Source organism: Xenorhabdus khoisanae (assembly GCF_001037465.1).
Lineage (GTDB): Bacteria > Pseudomonadota > Gammaproteobacteria > Enterobacterales > Enterobacteriaceae > Xenorhabdus > Xenorhabdus khoisanae.
In genome coordinates, this window is sequence record NZ_LFCV01000021.1 from 39,250 (window position 1) to 60,821 (window position 21,572).

Genomic DNA, 21,572 nt, shown 5'->3' on the forward strand with positions numbered 1-21,572 from the left:
TTCAGAGTGTTTCAGGTTCAGAGAATGTCATCAACGGCAATTCTACGTGAATTTTTATACCACCTAAAGGTGATCTTTCTGCATGAATGGTTCCATCATGTGCTTCGACAATATTATAACAAATTGCCAGCCCTAGCCCGGAACCACCGCTTGCACGATTGCGGGAAGATTCACATCGATAAAAACGCTCAAAAATATGTTGGCATTGCTCGGCAGTCAGTCCGGGAGCACTGTCTTGCAAATCCAATATCCATCTGCGTTGCTCCGAGTAGGCTTGAATAATTATTTTTCCGTGTTCATTGGTGTAGCGCAGGCTGTTTTCCAGCAAATTTTGGAATAGCTGTATCAGTCGATCTGGATCAGCAAACAGAGTTACATTTTCTTTCAGGCTCAACGCCAAGGTGATTTGTTTATCAGCGAAACGACCTTGATAACCTGCCACAGAGAGTTGCAGTAATTCACTGACCCTAACGGCTTCTTTTCTATAAGTCAGAGAGCCACGATCGGAAAGTGATAGTAAATGCAGGTCGTCGACCAATTTTGTTAAGGTCGTGACTTCCGTGAGTAGAGAATGGATAGTCTCCTGTGTCGGTTGCCGCACACCATCCTGCAAGGCTTCCAGTTCTCCACGCAGCACAGAAAGCGGGGTGCGCAATTCATGGGAAATATCCGCCATATAGTCACGTCGCATCTGCTCATTTTTTTCCAGTGTACTGGCAAGCTGATTAAAATCTGACGCTAACTTACCGATTTCGTCCTGACTGGATGGAATAACGCGGACACTAAAATCACCAGCGGCAAGTTTGTGGGTTCCTTCTACCAGACGTTTGACCGGTCTTAAAAAACCACGGGAGAGAAGAAAAGTCGCAATCAGTGCCAGTAAGGTGGAAAAACCAGCAATAATCCAACTGGTGAATTGTTGCTGGTGGGCGAAACTAATATCGGCCTGACGAGTAATTTTATCTGAAGTGCTGACAATGACCCAACCGACAACATTATTTTGATAGGTGACAGGTTCACGGTAACTTTCTGCCGGAATATCACTGGAATGACCTACCAGACGATTCATTTGAGTGTCTACAACCCAGAACTGGGGACGCCAACCGTGGGAAGTCGTTTTTTTATAGATATCACTATTTTGTTCAATAGTACGGATGATTTGAAAAATCATCCGATCATTTTGGGTTAAGAAACGCCAATCGCCGTATTGCTGGTATTGTTCTGTCAATGCTTCTGCCAACATCTTTGCCCGCATTTGGCTATTTTGTTTGATATAGCCAATAAAGCCGTGCTGGAAACTGAGGCGAACGCCCCAGTGCATAGTGACCAATACCAACATACAAGTGGCAAAAATCGCCAAAAATAACTTACTGCTGATGCCTGTTTTTATCATGAATTTCCTGATGATGCCGATGCATGAGGCTGTTTGGTACGACGTCGCAGCCATTTTTCGCGCAGTCGGTCAAAGAACAGGTACACAACAGGAGTAGTGTATAGCGTGAGCAACTGGCTCATCACCAGACCACCGACAATAGTGATACCCAACGGGAAACGCAATTCAGCGCCATCACCGTGGCTCAATACCAAAGGTAAGGCACCGAACAACGCAGAAAGCGTTGTCATCATAATCGGCCGGAACCGCAATAAACAGGCTTGAAAGATTGCCTCTTGAGGACTGACATTGCCGTTTCGTTGTGCTTCGAGGGCGAAATCCACCATGATAATGGCGTTTTTCTTGACAATTCCCACCAGCAACATGATTCCAATCATCGCAATCAAGCTAAATGGCGTATTGAATAACTCCAGTGCTAATAATGCCCCTACTCCCGCAGAGGGCAGGGTAGAAAGAATCGTCAATGGATGAAGATAACTTTCATACAAGACGCCCAGAACCAGATAAACCGTCACAATCGCAGCAAGGATCACAAACAATTGGGAGCGTTCACTCTGTTGGAAATCTTGTGCAGTGCCTGCGAATGAACTGCGGACTGACGAAGGAACACCGAGTTCTGTCATAGTTCTTTCTATTACACTGATTGCGTCAGTCAACGTATAATCCGGCGCAACATCAAAACCGATAGTGGAAGAGGCAGAAAGCCCTTCGTGGTAAACATCTAACGGGGCGTTAGCAGGACGCCAGTGAGCAAAATAGGAAAGCGGGATACGTTCCCCTTTGCTATTAATGACAAACATTTTCTCCAGAGCCGTTGGGTCCTGATTGTATTGCGGTGCAACTTCCATCACCACCTTGTACTGATTTAACGGTTGATAAATGGTAGAAACCTGCCGTTGCCCAAAGGCATTATAGAGTAAATTATTAGCATCAGAGACATTGATGCCTAAACGTGCCATGACATCACGATCATAGATAATTGCTATTTCTGCCCCTTTAGCCTCTTCATCCTCATCTGAATTGACATCCACCAATTGCGGCTGTTTTTCCAATGCTTTTTTGACAATAGGACTCCATTTGCGCAGTTCACCAAAATCATCGGACAGTAAATTAAACTGATAAGTGGATTTTGAACCACGCCCCCCGGATCTGAGATCCTGAACAGGAACTAAATAAAGGCGTGCTCCTGCCTCATTGGTGAGCTTACTCCTTAAACGCGTTATCACTTGTTGAACACTTTCAGAACGCTCTTCCCGTGGTTTCAGGGAAATAAACATAACGCCAGTGTTGATGCTATCACCACCGGTAGATCCCACAACATTATCCACTGTTGGATCTTCATCAATGATCTGCATAAAACGTTTCATTTTTTCACGCATAGCTTGAAATGAAATACTTTGGTCCGCAACCACAAAGCCCAACATTTTTCCCGTATCTTGTTGAGGAAAAAATGTTTTCGGAATACTGATATAGAGCCAGATATTCAGAGCGATAATGCCGACTAATGTGAGCAGTACCCAGCGGGTATGGTTGAGTATCCATTTCAGTGAGCGGCCATAACTTTGCTGAATTTTCAGCAATACCTTATCGAAGCCTTGCTTTTGTCTCTGTGTTTTTATCGGTGATGACTTGAGTAAATACGCGCACATCATTGGAGTCAATGTCAGTGAAACTAACAGAGAAATCCCAATGGCGGTTGCAAGTGTGACAGCGAAATCCCGGAAGAGCCGGCCGAGTAGCTCATCGATCAACACGAGAGGAATGAATACGGCAATGAGTGACAGACTCATGGCAAGTACGGTGAACCCAACTTCCCTGACGCCTTTGAGGGTGGCTTCCATCGGCTTCAACCCGGCATCCAGATGCCGGGAAATATTTTCCAGTACAACAATCGCATCATCGACAACAAATCCGGTGGCAATGGTTAGTGCCATCAGCGAAAGGTTGTTCAAACTGAATCCACACAAATATATAGCAGTAAAAGTGCCAATGAGTGATACCGGAACGGCAATTGCCGGAATCAATGTGGCCCGGCCTGAACGTAAAAACAGGAACACGACCAGAATGACCAAGGCAACCGCAATGGCAAGTGCCCTTTCTACTTCTTGCAAGGAAGCACGGATAGCTGGTGAGCGATCCTGTGCGATGTTTAATTGAATACTGGCAGGCAGGGATTCTTGCAGGATAGGAAGTTGATCACGAATGCGTTGAACCGTTGCGATAATATTCGCACCTGCTTCACGGCGGATAATAATGACAATTGCAGACTTATTGCCGGACATCCCCGCTGCCCGAATATCCTCGACAGAATTCTTAACATTTGCGACATCCTGCAAACGGACCGGAGCGCCATTATTATAATGCACAATAATAGAGCGATAGCTGTCTGCTGTTTTCAGTTCGTCATTGGTGTGCAGTTGCCAGTTTTGTTTATCTGAATCAACATAGCCCGTCGGGCGCAGGACATTGGCATCACTGATCGCATTGCTGACATCGTTGAGGGAAACACCTTGATTGAAAAGGGCGTTAGGATTCAATTCAACACGTATAGCAGGTAATGAACTACCGCCGACACTGACTTTACTGACGCCTTCTACCTGAGAAATTTTTTGAGCCAATCTGGTGGAAGCCAGATCATAGAGCTGCCCTTCACTATAACTGTCTGACGTGAGGGTTAATATCATGATCGGGGCGTCTGATAGATTGGCTTTATAATATACCGGTTTGCTTGGCATACCGGAGGGCAATAAGCTTTGTGCAGCATTGATGGCGGATTGAACGTCCCTTGCTGCGCCATTGATATCCCGATTGAGGTCGAACTCCAAATAAATAAAGGAGGTTCCCAACGAGCTGGTGGACCCCATCTCTTTTACCCCTGCAATCCTGCCTAACGAGCGTTCCAGAGGTGTCGTCACAGAGGACGACATCGTTTCTGGTGACGCACCGGGCATAGAGGCATGGACTGTTATCACAGGAAAATCAACTTTTGGCAGCGGTGACACAGGCAACAAGATAAAACTGAGCGCACCACACAGCGTGATGGCTAAACTCAGCAACGTCGTGGCAACCGGCCGCTGGATAAATAGGGCGAAAAATTTCACAGCGGCTCCTGATGATTAACAGAGGGTTTATCAAGCTTCGTTTGATTATCTTTCCCAGCCTCCCGGTTCTTATTTTTCCGGTAATTACTTTTCCGGTAATTACTTTTCCGGTAAGAATGCGCTAACTGATCAAAAAGTAGATAAATGACGGGAGTTGTAAACAAGGTCAGAATCTGGCTCATAATCAAACCGCCCACCATGCTGACACCCAATGGGCGACGCAGTTCCGCCCCAATACCGGTACTGAGCATCAGAGGCAATGCACCCAATAGTGCCGCCATTGTCGTCATCAATATCGGCCTGAAACGTAACAGACAGGCTTGATAAATAGCCTCATAAGGGGACATGCCCTTTTCACGCTCCGCTGCCAGAGCAAAATCGATCATCATGATGGCATTCTTCTTCACAATGCCGATTAAGAGAATGATCCCAATAATGGCGATAATATCTAATTCATATCCACCCACCATCAAAGCCAGCAGTGCGCCAACACCCGCAGTAGGCAAGGTTGACAAGATTGTGACTGGATGGATAAAACTTTCATACAGTATACCGAGCACGATATACATAGCGACGACCGCAGCCAGAATCAACCAAAGGGTATTGCTGAGAGCATCTTGGAACGCCAGCGTTGCCCCTTGAAATTGCGTGATAATATCTTTTGGCATTTGAATCGACCGTTCTGTCTCCTTGACGGCGTTTACTGCGTCTTCAAGGGAAGCGCTTTTCGCAGTATTGAACGAAAACGTGACAGAAGGGAATTGTTGCAAGTGATTGATAGATAAATTCCCAAGCCGTTGTTCAACGGTAGTAATGGCATTAAGTGGCACCATTTTTCCATCTTTTCCAGTCAGGTAAAGATCGTTGAACGCTTCCAGACCTGATGAATTTTTCGTATCTTGTTCAAGAATGATTCGGTACTGATTTGACTGTGTGTAAATGGTCGAAATCAGGCGTTGGCCGAAAGCGTTATACAGCGCATTATCCACGGCAGCCATGGAGATCCCAAATCGGCTGGCCATATCACGATTTACATTGAGATAAGCGACAAGCCCCTTATCCTGCCAATTGTGACCGATATCTACCAACTCAGCTCGTTGCTTCAGGGCACTTTGCAATTTGGGAACCCAGACAGCGAGTTCATCAAGGGAAGTTGCCTGTAATGTGAATTGGTATTGCGTACGGGATACTTGGGTGTCAATTGTTAAATCTTGTGTCGGTTGTAGGTACAATGTGATATCGGGTACTCCGGCAATCCGTTTCTGTAATCGTGGAATTACCTCGTCAATCCGGTCGTCGCGTTGGTTGAGTGGTTTCAACGTAATCTGGAGACGTGCATTATTCAACGTTGCATTATTACCATCAACGCCGATAAATGTCGTGACATTATCCACCGCAGGATCTTGCAGTAACAGCGTAGTCACCTGCCGTTGTTTATCTGCCATTGCATTGAATGAAATGGATTGTGGGGCTTCCAGTGTGCCCTGAATCAACCCGTTATCCTGCAAAGGAAAAAAACCTTTGGGGATCATGATATAGAGCAGGGCAGTCAGCGCTAACGTACCAAACGCAACGCTAAGGGTGATCCAAGGATGATTTAACACCCGTTTCAAAAAGACCGCATATATGGCAATCATGCGTTCAAAGAAATGTTCGCAAGCTTGTTCAAAGCGGTTGTGTTTAATTTCTGCTTCGGATTTCAACATTCTTGCGCACATCATTGGTGTTAGTGTCAATGACACAACCGCAGAAATTAAAATGGCGACAGCAAGAGTAATAGCAAATTCCCGGAACAGGCGGCCGACGATATCTCCCATAAACAGCAATGGGATCAATACAGCAATTAACGAAAAGGTCAGAGAAATAATAGTAAAGCCAATTTCTCCCGCTCCTTTTAATGCTGCCGCCAGCGGTTTTTCTCCCCGTTCAATATAACGGGAAATATTTTCTATAACGACAATTGCATCATCGACTACAAAGCCGGTTGCGATGGTTAATGCCATCAAAGTAAGGTTATTGACGGAAAAGCCGCAGAAATACATAACGGCAAACGTACCCACCAATGAAAGCGGTACAGCAATACTAGGAATCAGGGTTGCCGTGGTATTGCGCAAGAACAGATAAATCACCATGACAACCAGCGCAATAGCCAGCAACAGTTCAAATTGCACATCCTTGACTGAATTGCGGATTGTAACAGTACGATCTGTCAGGACTTCCACATTGACTGATTTGGGCAGGCTGCTGATCAGCTCTGGCAGCATGACACGGATATTATCTGTCGTCTCGATAACATTCGCGCCGGGTTGGCGTTGAACATTGATGACAATAGCGGGTTTTTCATTGGCCCATGCGCCGAGTTTGTCATTTTCTGCCCCTTGTTCAATGGTCGCAACATCACTCAGGCGAATAGGGGAGCCATTTTTATAGGCGACGATTAACTTGCGATAATCATCGATAGATTTCATCTGATCATTGGAGGAAATCGTGATTGAACGTGTTGGCCCATCAAAACTGCCTTTTGCAGAATTGACATTGGCTTTCATGATAGCCGAACGAATCGTATCACTGTCTAAACCTTGCGCAGCGATGGCCTGAGCATTCAATTTCACACGTACCGCAGGACGTTGCCCGCCAGCCAATGTCACCAAACCCACGCCACTGACCTGAGAAATACGCTGGGCTACACGGGTTTCCACCATATCCTGCACTTGCGTCATAGGCAGGGCATCAGATGTTACGGCCAGCGTCAAAATAGGGGGATCAGCCGGATTGACTTTGCTATAAATGGGGGGATAAGGCAAATCTTCCGGCAATAGATTGCTGGCTGAATTAATGGCGGCCTGTACATCTTGCTCGGCTACATCCAATGGCAGTGAAAGCTGGAATACCAGCGTGATAACAGAGGCTCCCCCGGAACTTCTGGAAGACATCTGCTTTAAGCCGGACATTTGCCCGAACTGGCGTTCCAGCGGCGCTGTAACGGCAGATGTCATAACATCAGGATTGGCTCCGGGATAGAGCGTGACCACTTGAATAGTCGGATAATCCACTTGTGGCAACGCAGAAACGGGCAACATCCGATAGCCGATAAACCCAGCCAGCAATATCGCAATCATAAACAGCGTCGTGGCAACAGGACGCAAGATAAACAGACGGGATGGCCCCCCGCCTGAAATTGGAGAATCAGGTTGCATCAGGAATTCTCCACTTTACCGTTTAATTGCGCTGTGTTTTTCTGAACGTTATCGGTATCAAGTGACTCCGCTGTCAAAGGTTTGACAATTTCGACCCTGGCACCTTCGGTCAGTTGGTCAATACCATCGGTGACAACACGTTCGCCTGCGGACAAACCGCTGTTGATAACCACGAGTTGGCTGTTTTGCAGCCCCGCAATGACTTTATGCTTGCTGACCTTATTTTCTTTATCCACTTTCCAGACAAAGTTACCTGAATTACCCATTTGTAACCCGGCTGTTGGGATCACAATGACATTATTCAGTGTATCGACTTTTATCTGCATATTGACGAACTGATTAGGAAACAGCACGTTGCCCTGATTATTAAATTGAGCTTTCATCTTAATCGTGCCGGTAGCGACATCAATTTGGTTATCAATACTGTGTAGTTTACCTTGCGCCAATTGTTGCTGATTATTGCGATCCCACACGCTGACCGGCACATTGGCGTGATTTTTCTGGGCGTTTAACACGAAGCCGATATCATTTTCAGGCAGAGAAAACAGGACATCAATGGGATCGACTTGTGTAATAACAACAATCGGAGTACCACCTGCGCCAGATATGTAATTACCGATATCAATACGTTTCAAACCAACACGACCGGAAATAGGTGCAGTAATGCGGCTGTAGTTCAATTGTAGTTTAGCTTCGTCGATATCTGATTGATCAGCTTTCAGACTGGCTTCGCTCTGACGTACCAAAGAAATTTGCTTATCCAGCTCTTGCTGGGAGATAAGTTTATTTTTCACCAATTGTTGAAAGCGGATCAGATCTTGTTTGGCATTTGTTAATGTTGCCTGATCTTTGGCATATTGCCCTTGTGCTCTTGCTAATTTGACCTGAAGAGGACGCGGATCAATTTCAGCCAGTAAGTCCCCTTTTTTGACATATTGGCCTTCATTGAAATGCAGATTTATTAACTGGCCTTCCACTTGGCTGGTGACAGTCACGGTATTGGCAGCCTGAACCGTCCCTAATCCTCTTAAATAATGGGGGACAGATTTTATTTCAGCCGTTGCTACTTGCACAGGCGATCGAGCTTGCTTGATTTCATTTTGTTCTGATTTTGGATCCTGGGTCTTATCTGATGTTGAAGGCGTGTTAAGGTATTTCCACGCAAAGAAAACCACCACGACGATCACGGCTATAGCCGCAGCGAGTCGGAAAAAGTAGGAACGACTTTTGTTATTCATTTGCTCGACATTCTCTCAATGTTGTGGCGATAATCAATCGTGCCGCATCTTACGCCAAATAGATGCAGAATATATTATTAGTGTAACCAGCGAGAATTAGTCAATAATGAAGAAAATATGGAGGTTGTGTCAAAAAGATAATGTTTTTGATAGTGATTTTTCATGAAATTTGTGATGAGGCATCCAATGGGACACCAAGAAGTATGTTACGAACGATAGGCGTTCCTCTTGTACTTTTTGTGTAAAACCGAGTTCGCTATCAATTTTCGTAACTGTGATTGTTGCAGCTAAACCACCAACAAAATCAGCTTCGTCTTTCAGTATTTGTTCTACTAACCTGATTGCCACTCAGGATCTTACATATAGCAGGATAGTTTGTTAATTTTATATATTCTGTACCATTGCGGGAAAAGTTAATGATCTGTATTTTTTCTCATAGGGTTAATCTGTTACTTTATAAAAATTGAAGTTCAATAAACTCAATATTGGCAGGAATAAGTTTATATAAATAAACAACATTGCTGTATAGTGATTATTCTCATCATTGATTTTTCGAGAATAGATAAGATGGAAAGAATAACAATAGGATGCTTTATATTATTATGTTTTTGTGGAAGTTTACAAGCGTAAGGAAATAATTTTCCAAAAGATTATGTTAAAACGTGTGCTTAAATAAATTTAAGATAATTCTCTTATTGTACAGTGAGTTTAATCACACTTTTTTACTACCCCTCTAACCGTATTTAGCGCTATATTAGCACGGTCTGATCGTACTTTATGAACCTTAACCACAACAGGGAGTTATTATGGCAAATATGATCTATCTAACGTTACAGGGAGACAAACAGGGGTTGATTTCGCAAGGTTGTTCTTCTGTTGAATCCATTGGTAATAAGTATCAGGCTGGTCATGAGAATGAAATATTTGTATTAAGGTTACATCATTCCATTCACAGAGAACAAAATGTTAACCATAGTCCAATTGTATTTGTAAAACCACAAGATAAATCATCACCATTATTAATGATGGCAATTTCAGATAATGAAACATTAAATCTGAAATTTGACTTTTATCGCACAGCCCAATCCGGGGCACAGGAATTATATTATTCTATCGAATGTCGTGATGCGACAATCCTTGATTTATCTCCGAACTATCCGCACAGTGTTAACCATGCGGAAGCACAACCAGAAGAAAGTGTTTCTATTAAATATAAAGACATTATTTGCCGTCACCATATGGCGGGAACTTCTGGATATAGTGTCTGGGACGACAGAGTATATTAATAATTGAGATAAACGCCGATGATCTAATCGGCGTTTTTACATAAGCCCCAATTGTAATGCGTTGGGTAAAATAATATATGAAAGCACTTAAACCAAAAACAGTGTTGCCAATCCCAAAAAGATAAAGAATCCACCAGTATCGGTAATTGCTGTAATCATTACGCTGGAACCAATTGCAGGATCTCTTCCCAATTTCATCATAATAAATGGAATCAACACACCCATCAGGGCTGCCATCAATAGGTTCAGTATCATCGCCATTGTCATCACACCACCCATAGCCAGATCATTGTAGAGTAAGTAAGTGACAACGCCCATTATTCCCCCCCAAATAATACCGTTGATTAAAGCAACGCCAAGTTCCCTTAATAACAGGTAAGAAAAACTACCGGTTTGGATTTGATGGAGTGCCAGCGCCCGGACGATCATCGTAATGGTTTGGTTGCCGGTGTTACCCCCAATCCCTGCCACAATAGGCATTAAAGTTGCCAGGGCAACGAGCTGAGAAATAGTATGTTCGAACAGCCCGATAACACGTGAAGCGACAAAAGCTGTACATAGGTTTATCGCAAGCCATGTCCAGCGAGTTTTGACAGCTTGCCCAACAGGAGCAAAAACGTCTTCTTCCCGGCTCAAGCCCCCCATGCGGCGGATATTGGTATCCGTTTCTTCACTTAAAGTATCAACGATATCTTCAACGGTCAGACGACCCATCAAACGCCCATTATTATCGACTACCGCAGCAGAGATTAAGTCATAACGTTCGAACGCACTGGCGGCATCTTCACCTTTTTGCTCTGGCGAGAAAGTCACGGTATCCGTATTCATCACTTCGGAAACCAATCTGTCCGGTGCGTTGGTCAGCAAGGTTGTGAGAGGAAGTTCCCCTTGAAGGCGGTTTTTGCGATCAATAACGAAGATCTTATCTGTCGTTTCGGGAATTGAGCCTCTGGAACGTAAAAAGCGTTGAACTGTACTGAGCGTAATGCTTCCCCGTACTGTTACGAACTCAAAATCCATCATCTGGCCGATGCTGTCTTTATGGTACTGCAATACTTCGCGGATGCGGTTGCGTTGACTCGGCTCCAGATAAGTCAGTAAGCGTCGTGTGGTTTCACGTGGCAGATATTCCGCAATGTAAGCCTGCTCATCCACATGCAGTGTACCAATGGCGCGTAGCAGCTTGACGTCAGACATATCTTTAATCAAGTTGTCCCAGATCGGGACAGAGGCTTCAACCAGAACTTCACCGCGTTGGTTATTGTCGATCAAACGCCACAAAGCAAGACGCTCATCATAGGGTAAGGCTTCCAGAATATCCGCAATGTCGGCAGCATGCAGGTCTGCCAGCAGGGTACTGACTTCCTCTATTTTCTCCAGTAACTGTTCGTCGCTGATGACTGAATGTTCATCAGCCTGGCCCAATAATTTATCGACAAATAGCTTGTCGTTAATGAATAACGAAAGTAAGCGTTGGCGAACATGTGCCAGTTTTTGGGAACGCTGGTTGGCAACAGTTGCATTATCAGGTGTAAAAGCCGGCTGTAACATGATGTACCTTTAAGGCAGAAAATAGGGCAAAAAAACAGGATAATTACAATAACATAATCTGGAGTATTGACCTTAAGTTAGCATAATAACTACTTTATTTCTGGTCTACTAAGATATTCCACCGATTGCTGTTTTGTTTGCTTTTGCTGGTAATGCTCCAGAGCTGCAACGAATGAATAGATAAAGCGCCCAAATAAAATCAGAAAGCTGATAAGCAGTATCAATTTTGTAATTTGAACAGTTTTCTTTTTCTTCTTCATAACGTGTATCGTTAAGTCGATTCCTCTTTAATGTGTAAATTCCAGCCTGTCACGTCACTCCAGTAGTCTTGTTCTTTCTCTAAATCAAGCTGCACGAGGGCATTTTGCGTTAGATAATTGGGTGGCAGATAGAGCGTCCAATGCCCATGATCAGTTTCCAGCCTCAGGGTTTCTGGTGTCGTGGTCGATTGGCGCTGATTATTCAACAGTGTTGCCAACCGCAATATCTTCAGCATAGGAAGATACTGTTTTTTCTTGAACAGATAGAAACGGGGATGCTCATGTACTTTAATCGCCTTGCGATGATAACGTACCAGTGTTGCCAGTAACGATTGCTGTTCTTGATTAAACCCCGGTAGATCGGTATTTTGCAGGATATAAGCGGAATGCCGTTGCAGCCCACTCAGATTGATACTTAAACCGACTTCGTGCAACATGGCAGCCCACAGCAGAATAGATTCCAGTTGTGGGTGCGTCCGCTTGGGATTTTGCTCTACCCATTGGTCATAAAGGTTTTTGGCGGTGTTCCAGACCCGGTCGGCTTGTTCCCGGTCAATATTGTAGTGTTCAGCAAGACTTTTGGCGGTTCTTTGACGAATATCTTGATGGCGGAAACGATCTTCCATTTCGTAAAGTACACCTTCCCTTAGCGCTCCTTGAGATAGACGCAATTCCTGAATATGCAGGGCGTCGAAAATACCACACAAGATTGAAAGGCCGGGAACAAAAGTTCGTTTGCGGTCAACGGAAAGCCCCGGCAGATCCAACGAATCGAAATTTTTGTGTTTCAGGCTCCGTTTTACCAGCATATTGAGGCGTTCTGGTGTAATCAGACCATCTTTTTCGCCTAGTTCCACCAATAGTTCGTGGATAGCTTTAATGGTTCCCGATGCCCCCAAGGCAAAATCCCAGCCTTTTATGCGGAATTGCCAAACAAGATTTTCCAGTTTTTGGGTGGCCTGAAGCCGTGCCTTGCGGAAATTATGCTCGTTGATTACACCGTCAGGAAAGAATTGACGGGCAAAACTGACGCAGCCCATGCGACGGCTTTCAATCAGAAGAGGTTCGAAGTCCTCACCAATAACCAATTCTGTTGAACCACCACCAATATCAATGACTAATTTTCGGCCTTTTTCTGGTTGAGTATGTTCAACGCCCATAAAAATCAGGCGAGCTTCTTCATGACCAGAAATAATTTCAATCGGGTAGGGAATAATTTCTTTTGCCCGTTTTAAAAACTCTTGCGCGTTAGTTGCTTCGCGTAAACTATGCGTTCCCACCAAACAGACATTATCTGCGGAAAAACCCTGCAATCGTTCGGCAAACAGAGAAAGGCAGCTCAAACCACGCTGGATAGCTTCTTCGCTTAATTCATTTTCGCTGTTTAAACCATCGGCAAGGTAAACCCGCTTCTTTAAGCGTCCAATAACCTGTAATGCGCCGTTTACAATACGAGCAATTACCATATGAAAGCTGTTGGAGCCTAAATCAATAGTCGCAATTTCTTGGGGTTTGGGCATGGGAGTGTCGTGTTTCAACGGCATAAATCAGGCTCTGGGTTCCGGTTGTTCAAGGTTTTTCAGATAATCATAAACAGCAAGTTGCGCACGGATTTTACGCTTATTTCCTCGTGGAACATAGCGGTTGCTCAACTCCTTATCAATATAATGTGCCTTGACGGTATCACTGAACTGTAATTCGAGAATATCCATAACCTGTTGTTTTAACATGGGTTCCAGCAGGCAAACTGCTACTTCAATGCGATAATCGATATTTCGTGTCATCCAGTCAGCAGAGGAGAGAAATATTTTCTCATCACCTTTATTGGTAAAAACATAAACGCGATCGTGTTCCAGAAAGCGATCGACAATGCTGGTGACCTGAATATTTTCACTGAAACCCGGCTGATTGGGAACTAAAGAACACATGCCACGTACCAGAATGCGAACTTTAACACCGGCTTCTGAGGCATCATACAGGCGATCCACCAGTTCTTTGTCCACCAGATTATTGATTTTCAGGGTAATGCCGGCCACTTCACCCGCTTTGGCGTTTTCGATTTCTTGAGTAATCAATTGATTGAGCATTGCCCGTGAATTTTGCGGCGATACCATTAAATTATCAAATGTAACCGGACGATAAGGGTTTTCAATAAAGTTAAATACCCGACGAACTTCATTGGTGACTTCGGGCTTTGCGGTCAACAGTGAGTAATCGGTATATAAACGCGCTGTTTTTTCATTGAAATTCCCTGTACCAATATGGGCATAACGGATAATTTCATTTCCCTCAAGGCGCGAAATGATGAACAGCTTGGCGTGAATCTTCAGGCCAGGAGCAGAAAAAATAACATGGACGCCAGCTTCGGTCAGGCGTTTTGCCCAATGAATGTTGGCTTCTTCATCAAAACGTGCCTGTAACTCCACGACGACAGTGACTTTCTTGCCGTTATGTGCCGCATGGATCATGGAGTCGATAATGCGTGAGTCTTTTGCAACACGGTAGATATTAATCTTGATAGAAATCACGCTGGGATCGAAAGAAGCCTGCCGCAGTAATTCCAGTACGTGCTCAAACGTGTGGTAAGGATAATAAAGCAGGACATCTTTTTCGCGGATAGCATCGAACCCGTTGCGGAAATGGTCGAACCAGGTATGGCGCAGCCGTGGCATGGGTTTGTTCAGTAAGCTGCGGTTTCCTTCATTGGGAAATTTAATGAAATCTTTAAAATTATGATAGCGTCCGCCTGCAATGACTGAATCATCATTGGAAAGCCCTAGTTTACTGCGCAGCAAATCCACCATTTCATCTGGCATATCACGTTGGTAGACAAATCGTACAGGCTCTGCCGTCAACCTCTGTTTAAGCGTGGAGGACATTAATTCCAGAAGGCTGGATTCCATTTCTGTTGCCAAATCATATTCGGAATCGCGAGTCATTTTCATGGAATAGACATTCAAAGTATCGTAATCGAAGAACCCTTTGAAAATTTCATCCAACGTGTAACGCAGAATATTATCAAGCAATATCATTGACTTGCGTCTGCGTGGCATTTCGGGAGGAAGGTTAACGAAGCGAGGGACTTTATCCGATGGAATTTCCAGCAAGGCGTATTGCGTTTCTTGACCACGGATAATTTCAACGGCCAAATAGGTATAGTCATCTTTGAGAAACTCAACCAGATTGGTTTCTGGATTGATGACAATCGGCGTAATGTGTGGGCGCAAATGTTGCCGAAAATATTGCCGTAGCCAGATTTGTTGATTCGGCGATATTTGCCGTTCATTGATCAAAAAAATCTGGTTGCGAGCCATTTCCAGTAGCAGCTCGTTATAGAGTTCATCGAACTCTTGATCGATTTTGGCCACTTTGGACTCAATTTTTTTCAACAATTGGCGGGCGCTGGTGGCTGAACCCCGTTCCTCACTGATAAGAATTCGCCGTTTTACGTCAGCAAAACGAACTTTATAAAATTCATCCAGGTTATTGGAGTAGATCCCTAAGAACCTCATTCTTTCGATCAGCGGGTTACTTTTGTCAGCCGCTTCCTGAAGTACACGTTCGTTGAAAGAGAGCCAGCTCAGTTCTTTTTCGGTATAGAGACGATCGTGGGACATTACTACTCCATTTGGTTTTCCATTTAATCTAATGGTCAGCGTTTAATGGGCCAAGCGTTTAACCGGCTAAGTGTTTAACCGACCAAAATATCGGTCTGGGTTTCACGGGCTTTATTGGCAAAATAGTGGTGTTGGAATGTACACATCCTAATGGCTGTATGATAAGAGCCATTCACAAAAAATTCATCGATTAATTCGCCTTCGGTGTAGAATCCCAATTTATTGTATATGTGAATTGCCTTCGAATTTTCTTTATCGACAATTAAGTACAGCTTGTAAAGATTCAAGACAGCAAAAGCGTACTCCATCGCAAGTTTGGCGGCTACGGCAGCATAGCCTTGCCCTTGATAGGCCGGGGCAATGATAATTTGGAATTCTGAGCGACGGTGGACATAATCAATTTCGACTAATTCGACTAACCCGACTTTGGAGTTCATGCTTTCGATAATAAAACGGCGCTCACTTTGGTCATGAATGTGCTTGTCATAAAGATCGCATAATTCAACAAAGGCTTCATAAGGTTCTTCAAACCAATAGCGCATGACACTGGCATTATTATCAATTTGATGAACAAAAGGGAGATCTTCCCGCTCAAGGGGGCGCAAATTTACGGATGGCCTTTCTGGATCACTGGACATTGGATACCTCAGTGCTTCTTTCGGATTGTATGAATTCATTCTATGCCCTTCAACTTTCTTCAAACGGGTAAGGTGAAATCCATTGGGTATATAGCTAATAATGTTCGAATAAATAATTATTACAAGATAAATAATTATTGTCGGGCTAATATTTTTAGTTGGATAGATAACCAGATTCTTTAGGCATGTAAGTATAATAGAAGTATAAAGGTATGGAGGCATAGAAATAGAAACCAATCCGAAACGGCAACTTACAGCAAAGTATTATCTTAATTACAGTATATTAACCAAAATGCGTATTAACACTGAGCTGTAAGTTAGAGGCTAATTATTCTGAAGCATAACCTTGTGGCGGTAAAACTTTGCCATCCATTATCGCTGTATTTCCTTCCATAGCTAAACGACCATTCAGGAACCAATTAATGACCAGAGGGTAAATATTATGTTCTTGGGTCTGGACGCGTCCGATAACGTCTTCTTCCTTATCTCCATCAAAAATAGGCACTTTAGCTTGTAGAATGATTGGGCCACCATCCAGCTCCTCTGTAACAAAATGGATGGAAGTGCCATGTTCTTTATCACCATTTGCAATGGCTTTCTGGTGAGTATGCAGGCCGGGATATTTTGGTAATAGGGAAGGGTGAATATTGAGCAGGCGTCCATGATAATGCCGGACGAAATCAGGTGATAAAATTCTCATGTAACCTGCCAACACAACCAAGTCCGGCTGATATTGATCGATAGCCTTGAGCAGAGCAATATCATAACGGGTGCGATCAGCATATCCTTTGGGGTCAATAAAATGGGCTGGAATATAGGTCTGTTCAGCCCGTTTCAAACCATAGGCATCAGCATTATTACTGAAGACGGCAGAAATACTCCCATTAATCCGGTTTTGTTGGCAGGAATCTATGATGGATTGAAGATTGCTACCATTGCCGGATACTAAAACGACAATTTTTTTCATGGTTTCTCTTAGCTGAAGATTTCATTGACTGGTATACCCTTTATCTTGCAAGTTGCAGCCAATAAAACTGCAACTTGAAATTTATTGGGAACAATATTTGTTTCTTTATAATTTATTTATTGATAACAACCGGTTGATCATCAGCGTTGAGTTCGGAAATTGTACCAATTTGCCATGCACTTTCACCTGATGCTTTCAGATATGAAATTGCCTGTTCTGCCTGAGATTGGGGCAACGCAATTATCATACCCACCCCGCAGTTAAACGTGCGGTACATTTCATGTTCGCTGACATTGCCAGCTTGCTGTAACCACGTGAAAATTGATGGCCACTGCCAACTGTCGGCATTGATTCTGGCTTGCATATTTTCTGGCAGAACGCGAGGAATATTCTCCCAAAAACCACCCCCTGTCAGGTGTGAAATTGCATGAACGTCGACTTTTTCAATCAATTCAAGGATTGATTTAACATAAATTTGCGTTGGGGCAAGCAGATGATCTGCGAGTGATTTTCCGTCAAGCTCAGTCGTTTCAGGGTTTGCCTGACTGACTTCGAGTATTTTACGGATTAAAGAATAGCCGTTGGAATGTGGGCCACTGGATGCCAGCGCAATCAGTGCATCACCAACCTGAACCTGACTGCCATCAATAATCTCTGCTTTTTCAACGACGCCGACGCAAAAACCAGCGACGTCATAATCTTCACCGTGATACATACCAGGCATTTCTGCTGTTTCACCGCCAACCAGCGCACAGCCTGCCTGTTTGCAGCCTTCTGCTATACCTGTGATAACACTGGCTGCGGTATCCACATCCAATTTGCCTGTAGCATAGTAATCAAGGAAGAAAAGAGGCTCTGCTCCCTGAACAACCAGATCATTGACACACATGGCGACCAAATCAATCCCGATGGTATCATGGCGTTTCAGATCCATGGCAAGGCGCAGCTTGGTACCAACACCATCTGTACCGGAAACCAACACCGGCTCACGATATTTCTGTGGCAGGGCACATAATGCACCGAAACCACCCAATCCCCCCATTACTTCAGGGCGACGGGTCTGTTTTACGACACCTTTGATACGATTGACTAAGGCATTGCCAGCATCAATATCGACACCAGCATCTTTATAGCTAAGAGAGGTTTTGTTGGTCACTGCGTAGCTCCCAGATGGTTGCATTTTTATGAATAAAACATAACGGCAGCAATTCTAACAGCCTAAGCAAACGTTTGCGATAGCTTTATACAAGATCACCGCTAAATGAAAATTAAAGAAAAATACTTGGGGTTGATAAAAATCAATAGATTGATAGTGGTGTGCTGCTGAAAAGGCGGTATAATCCCGCGATTTTTTATCTGCCGGCTATATTAGGAGAAACCCATGAAGATCGTTGAGGTTAAACACCCACTGGTTAGACATAAACTTGGCCTGATGCGAGATCATGATATAAGCACTAAACGCTTTCGTGAACTGGCCTCAGAGGTGGGTAGTCTTCTGACATATGAAGCAACTGCTGATTTAGAAGTTGAGAAAGTAACCATTGATGGATGGTGCGGTCCGGTAGAAATAGACCAGATTAAAGGGAAGAAGATTACGGTAGTACCTATCCTGCGTGCGGGATTGGGCATGATGGATGGTGTATTGGAAAATATTCCGAGCGCGCGAATCAGTGTCGTCGGTGTGTATCGTGACGAAAAAACACTCGAACCTGTGCCTTACTTCCAGAAATTGGTTTCTGACATTAGTGAACGTATGGCATTGGTTGTTGACCCAATGTTGGCAACCGGCGGTTCCATGATCGCCACTATTGATCTGTTGAAAAAAGCAGGATGCCCTGTCATTAAGGTATTGGTGCTGGTTGCAGCTCCAGAAGGTGTCGCTGCACTGGAAAAAGCGCACCCCGATGTTGAACTTTACACTGCTTCAATTGATGAACGCCTCAATGAACATGGATACATTGTTCCTGGCCTGGGGGATGCAGGCGATAAAATATTTGGTACTAAATAACATTTTTAGCCGGCTGAGAAGTCGGCTTTTTTTTGGTTTCTGGCAAGATGAGATAAGAGGATATCAAGCATGACCCGTCGGACTATTGGGGTAGACGAGAAACCGCCTTTGGCACAGACTATTCCATTAAGTTTACAACATCTGTTTGCTATGTTTGGGGCAACCGTTTTGGTTCCCATTTTGTTTAAAGTTAATCCCGCCACGATTTTATTGTTCAATGGTATTGGAACATTACTGTATTTGGTAATTTGTAAAGGGAGAATTCCCGCTTACTTAGGTTCAAGCTTTGCCTTTATTTCGCCTGTATTGTTGCTATTGCCTTTAGGATATGAATTGGCATTGGGGGGATTTATTGTCTGCGGCTTGTTGTTCTGTCTGGTTGCTCTGATTGTTAAAGTAGCAGGAAGAGGTTGGATCAACGTGATGTTTCCACCTGCGGCGATGGGCGCTATTGTTGCGGTAATCGGCCTGGAATTAGCGGGTGTTGCTGCGGATATGGCGGGTTTGCGCCCAGCGTCAGGTTCGGAAGTTAATATGACCAATTTGACCATATCTATGGTAACGCTGGCTGTAACCATTTTAGGATCTGTCATATTCCGTGGTTTTATGGCGATTATCCCGATTCTGATTGGTGTGCTGGTGGGTTATGGGCTGTCATTCTTTATGGGCGTTGTAGATTTAACGCCAGTACGTGAAGCCCCATGGTTTGCATTGCCAACTTTCTATACACCTCGTTTTGAATGGTTTGCCATCATGACGATTTTACCTGCGGCGTTGGTGGTGATCGCGGAACATGTCGGGCATTTGGTGGTGACGGCGAATATCGTACAAAAAGATTTACTGAAAGACCCGGGTTTGCATCGCTCAATGTTTGCGAATGGTTTTTCAACGATGATTTCGGGATTCTTCGGTTCAACGCCTAACACCACTTATGGTGAAAATATCGGTGTTATGGCATTGACCCGTGTTTATAGTACATGGGTGATTGGCGGTGCTGCGGTGTTAGCGATATTGCTTTCTTGCGTCGGTAAATTAGCTGCGGCGATCCAAATGATCCCTGTTCCTGTTATGGGCGGTGTTTCTTTACTGCTATATGGTGTCATTGGTGCATCAGGTATTCGAGTTTTGATTGATTCTAAAGTTGATTACAGTAAAGCACAGAACTTGATTCTGACTTCCATTATTTTGATTATTGGTGTCAGCGGGGCGAAAATCCAGATAGGTACAGCGGAATTGAAAGGGATGGCACTTGCAACTGTCGTCGGTATTGGCCTGAGCCTGCTTTTCAAACTGATCAGCATTATCCGTCCAGAAGAGCAGTATATTAACTCTTCTGTAGAATCGGTTAAAAATGATAGAAAATGTGAAGCAGCAGAATAAATCATATTATATAAATTAATAAAATGAGGGCTTTGGAAAAAGCCCTTTTTAATATTTATCTTATTTCATCTATATCAGGGAAACCCATATCAAGAAGTTCTTTTTTTTCTATTTCACTGATGTCATAAGGAACCTTATGTAAATCATTTCTTAATTTATTTAGTGTATTGATATTTCCTTTTCCATCAATAAAAGCTATATATGCTGGTTTAAATTTATCATATGGGGAAATCATATTGTATACTTCTGGTCTTGTAGGGGAAAAAAATCCATCATATTTATTTGTTACAGCATTGGAATAATTTTTAGAACTCTCTGTTGCTACGAAAAGGCTTTCACTTTCCCATTGTTTCATTTTTCTCTTCCATTGAAGAGGGTAATCTTTTCCTTTACAGGCAATTTCTGTCCAAGGATCACATATCCATGAATCCGGCAGAATATGTGAAAATAGACCTTTTTTGATAGCTAAAAAAACATCACTTTTTAAGTGACTTATAGTGATAAAAGAATGATCCTTAGGAAGTGTGGTTTCATATATGACGATATATATATTCTTTTCCGGATCGGGATCTATGGCCTTGTAAAGGTTGAAAATTGCAAATGAATGCCATTTCATTAAATAATGAAATGCATAAGTACAATGTTCACTACAATTTCCAACTAAGTTCATTTTGAATTTGATTTCATTAATATATTGATATAGTTGAGGGAGTCGTGAATCTCTGATATCGTTAAAACGTGTTTTACTAAGTTTATTTGATTGGCTGGAAATAAGATGTTGAAGTTTAAATGATATAGGGTCTCCTTGGTGACCTAGCTTATCAATGTTTTTTGTTTCAAAATGAAATTTATTGGCAGATCCTCCCATAAAGGCATTTTTTGTTCTTTGTATCACATCACGTAATATATTTTCCATTAACATATGAACCTCAGATA

Annotated in this window: 14 protein-coding genes; 3 read left to right on the forward strand and 11 right to left on the reverse strand. The window is 43.5% G+C overall.

Annotation, left to right across the window (positions count from 1 at the left end; all coding sequences use genetic code 11):
* Position 1 precedes the first annotated feature (1 nt).
* Genes baeS through AB204_RS03885 form a run of 4 tightly spaced genes read right to left on the reverse strand, consistent with a single transcriptional unit; the run spans position 2 to position 8,929 of the window.
* A complete protein-coding gene (gene baeS, locus AB204_RS03870; protein WP_047962084.1) occupies positions 2-1,390 on the reverse strand; it encodes an envelope stress sensor histidine kinase BaeS in 1,389 nt (462 codons plus the stop codon).
* Positions 1,390-4,494 carry a multidrug efflux RND transporter permease subunit MdtC gene (gene mdtC, locus AB204_RS03875; RefSeq protein ID WP_047962068.1) on the reverse strand — a complete coding sequence of 1,035 codons (3,105 nt, stop codon included), beginning with the start codon at positions 4,492-4,494 and terminating at the stop codon, positions 1,390-1,392. Before mdtC ends, baeS begins: the two co-directional genes overlap by 1 nt.
* On the reverse strand, positions 4,491-7,691 hold the full coding sequence (locus AB204_RS03880; RefSeq protein ID WP_047962069.1) for an MdtB/MuxB family multidrug efflux RND transporter permease subunit: 3,201 nt from the start codon (positions 7,689-7,691) through the stop codon (positions 4,491-4,493). Before AB204_RS03880 ends, mdtC begins: the two co-directional genes overlap by 4 nt.
* Complete coding sequence (locus AB204_RS03885) at positions 7,691-8,929, reverse strand: MdtA/MuxA family multidrug efflux RND transporter periplasmic adaptor subunit (protein WP_047962070.1); 1,239 nt, start codon at positions 8,927-8,929, stop codon at positions 7,691-7,693. The genes AB204_RS03880 and AB204_RS03885 overlap by 1 nt, the downstream gene beginning before the upstream one ends.
* A gap of 806 nt (positions 8,930-9,735) precedes the next feature.
* On the opposite strand from AB204_RS03885, the gene AB204_RS03890 reads away from it, so the two are divergent.
* Positions 9,736-10,215: an Hcp family type VI secretion system effector gene (locus AB204_RS03890; RefSeq protein WP_047962071.1), complete on the forward strand. Its 480-nt coding sequence runs from the start codon at positions 9,736-9,738 to the stop codon at positions 10,213-10,215.
* An 87-nt stretch (positions 10,216-10,302) separates the two neighbouring features.
* Here the strand turns inward: AB204_RS03890 and mgtE are convergent, their stop codons facing one another.
* The 6 genes from mgtE to purM all read right to left on the reverse strand — a co-directional run bounded on the left by mgtE (position 10,303) and on the right by purM (position 18,404).
* Positions 10,303-11,766, reverse strand: a complete 1,464-nt coding sequence (gene mgtE / locus AB204_RS03895) for a magnesium transporter (protein WP_047962072.1) — start codon at positions 11,764-11,766, stop codon at positions 10,303-10,305.
* Between the two features lie 271 nt (positions 11,767-12,037).
* On the reverse strand, positions 12,038-13,570 hold the full coding sequence (gene ppx / locus AB204_RS03900; RefSeq protein ID WP_047962073.1) for an exopolyphosphatase: 1,533 nt from the start codon (positions 13,568-13,570) through the stop codon (positions 12,038-12,040).
* Between the two features lie 3 nt (positions 13,571-13,573).
* Positions 13,574-15,643, reverse strand: coding sequence for a polyphosphate kinase 1 (ppk1, locus tag AB204_RS03905; RefSeq protein ID WP_047962074.1), 2,070 nt, complete (start codon positions 15,641-15,643; stop codon positions 13,574-13,576).
* Between the two features lie 74 nt (positions 15,644-15,717).
* Entirely contained in the window at positions 15,718-16,281 is a 564-nt protein-coding gene (gene speG, locus AB204_RS03910) for a spermidine N1-acetyltransferase (RefSeq protein ID WP_047962075.1), read from the reverse strand.
* 328 nt (positions 16,282-16,609) lie between these two features.
* Positions 16,610-17,248 carry a phosphoribosylglycinamide formyltransferase gene (purN, locus tag AB204_RS03915; protein ID WP_047962076.1) on the reverse strand — a complete coding sequence of 213 codons (639 nt, stop codon included), beginning with the start codon at positions 17,246-17,248 and terminating at the stop codon, positions 16,610-16,612.
* 112 nt (positions 17,249-17,360) lie between these two features.
* Entirely contained in the window at positions 17,361-18,404 is a 1,044-nt protein-coding gene (purM, locus tag AB204_RS03920; protein ID WP_047962077.1) for a phosphoribosylformylglycinamidine cyclo-ligase, read from the reverse strand.
* Positions 18,405-18,629: 225 nt separating this feature from the next.
* Between purM and upp the strand changes: the two genes are divergently transcribed.
* The gene (gene upp, locus AB204_RS03925; protein ID WP_047962078.1) at positions 18,630-19,256 is read left to right on the forward strand and encodes a uracil phosphoribosyltransferase; all 627 of its coding nucleotides are present in this window, start codon (positions 18,630-18,632) and stop codon (positions 19,254-19,256) included.
* Positions 19,257-19,325: 69 nt separating this feature from the next.
* A complete protein-coding gene (uraA, locus tag AB204_RS03930) occupies positions 19,326-20,636 on the forward strand; it encodes a uracil permease (protein WP_047962079.1) in 1,311 nt (436 codons plus the stop codon).
* A gap of 55 nt (positions 20,637-20,691) precedes the next feature.
* Here uraA and AB204_RS03935 read toward each other — a convergent pair.
* The coding region (locus AB204_RS03935; protein ID WP_235428018.1) for a hypothetical protein at positions 20,692-21,572 on the reverse strand (881 nt) is incomplete at its 5' end.

Excerpts from the sequence above, each read along its gene's own strand:
- upp (WP_047962078.1), top strand. The coding sequence starts at position 18,630 with ATGAAGATCGTTGAGGTTAAACACCCACTGGTTAGACATAAACTTGGC.
- AB204_RS03885 (WP_047962070.1), bottom strand. The coding sequence starts at position 8,929 with ATGAATAACAAAAGTCGTTCCTACTTTTTCCGACTCGCTGCGGCTATA.
- speG (WP_047962075.1), bottom strand. The coding sequence starts at position 16,281 with ATGTCCAGTGATCCAGAAAGGCCATCCGTAAATTTGCGCCCCCTTGAG.
- mgtE (WP_047962072.1), bottom strand. The coding sequence starts at position 11,766 with ATGTTACAGCCGGCTTTTACACCTGATAATGCAACTGTTGCCAACCAG.
- ppx (WP_047962073.1), bottom strand. The coding sequence starts at position 13,570 with ATGCCGTTGAAACACGACACTCCCATGCCCAAACCCCAAGAAATTGCG.
- uraA (WP_047962079.1), top strand. The coding sequence starts at position 19,326 with ATGACCCGTCGGACTATTGGGGTAGACGAGAAACCGCCTTTGGCACAG.
- AB204_RS03880 (WP_047962069.1), bottom strand. The coding sequence starts at position 7,691 with ATGCAACCTGATTCTCCAATTTCAGGCGGGGGGCCATCCCGTCTGTTT.
- ppk1 (WP_047962074.1), bottom strand. The coding sequence starts at position 15,643 with ATGTCCCACGATCGTCTCTATACCGAAAAAGAACTGAGCTGGCTCTCT.
- AB204_RS03890 (WP_047962071.1), top strand. The coding sequence starts at position 9,736 with ATGGCAAATATGATCTATCTAACGTTACAGGGAGACAAACAGGGGTTG.
- purN (WP_047962076.1), bottom strand. The coding sequence starts at position 17,248 with ATGAAAAAAATTGTCGTTTTAGTATCCGGCAATGGTAGCAATCTTCAA.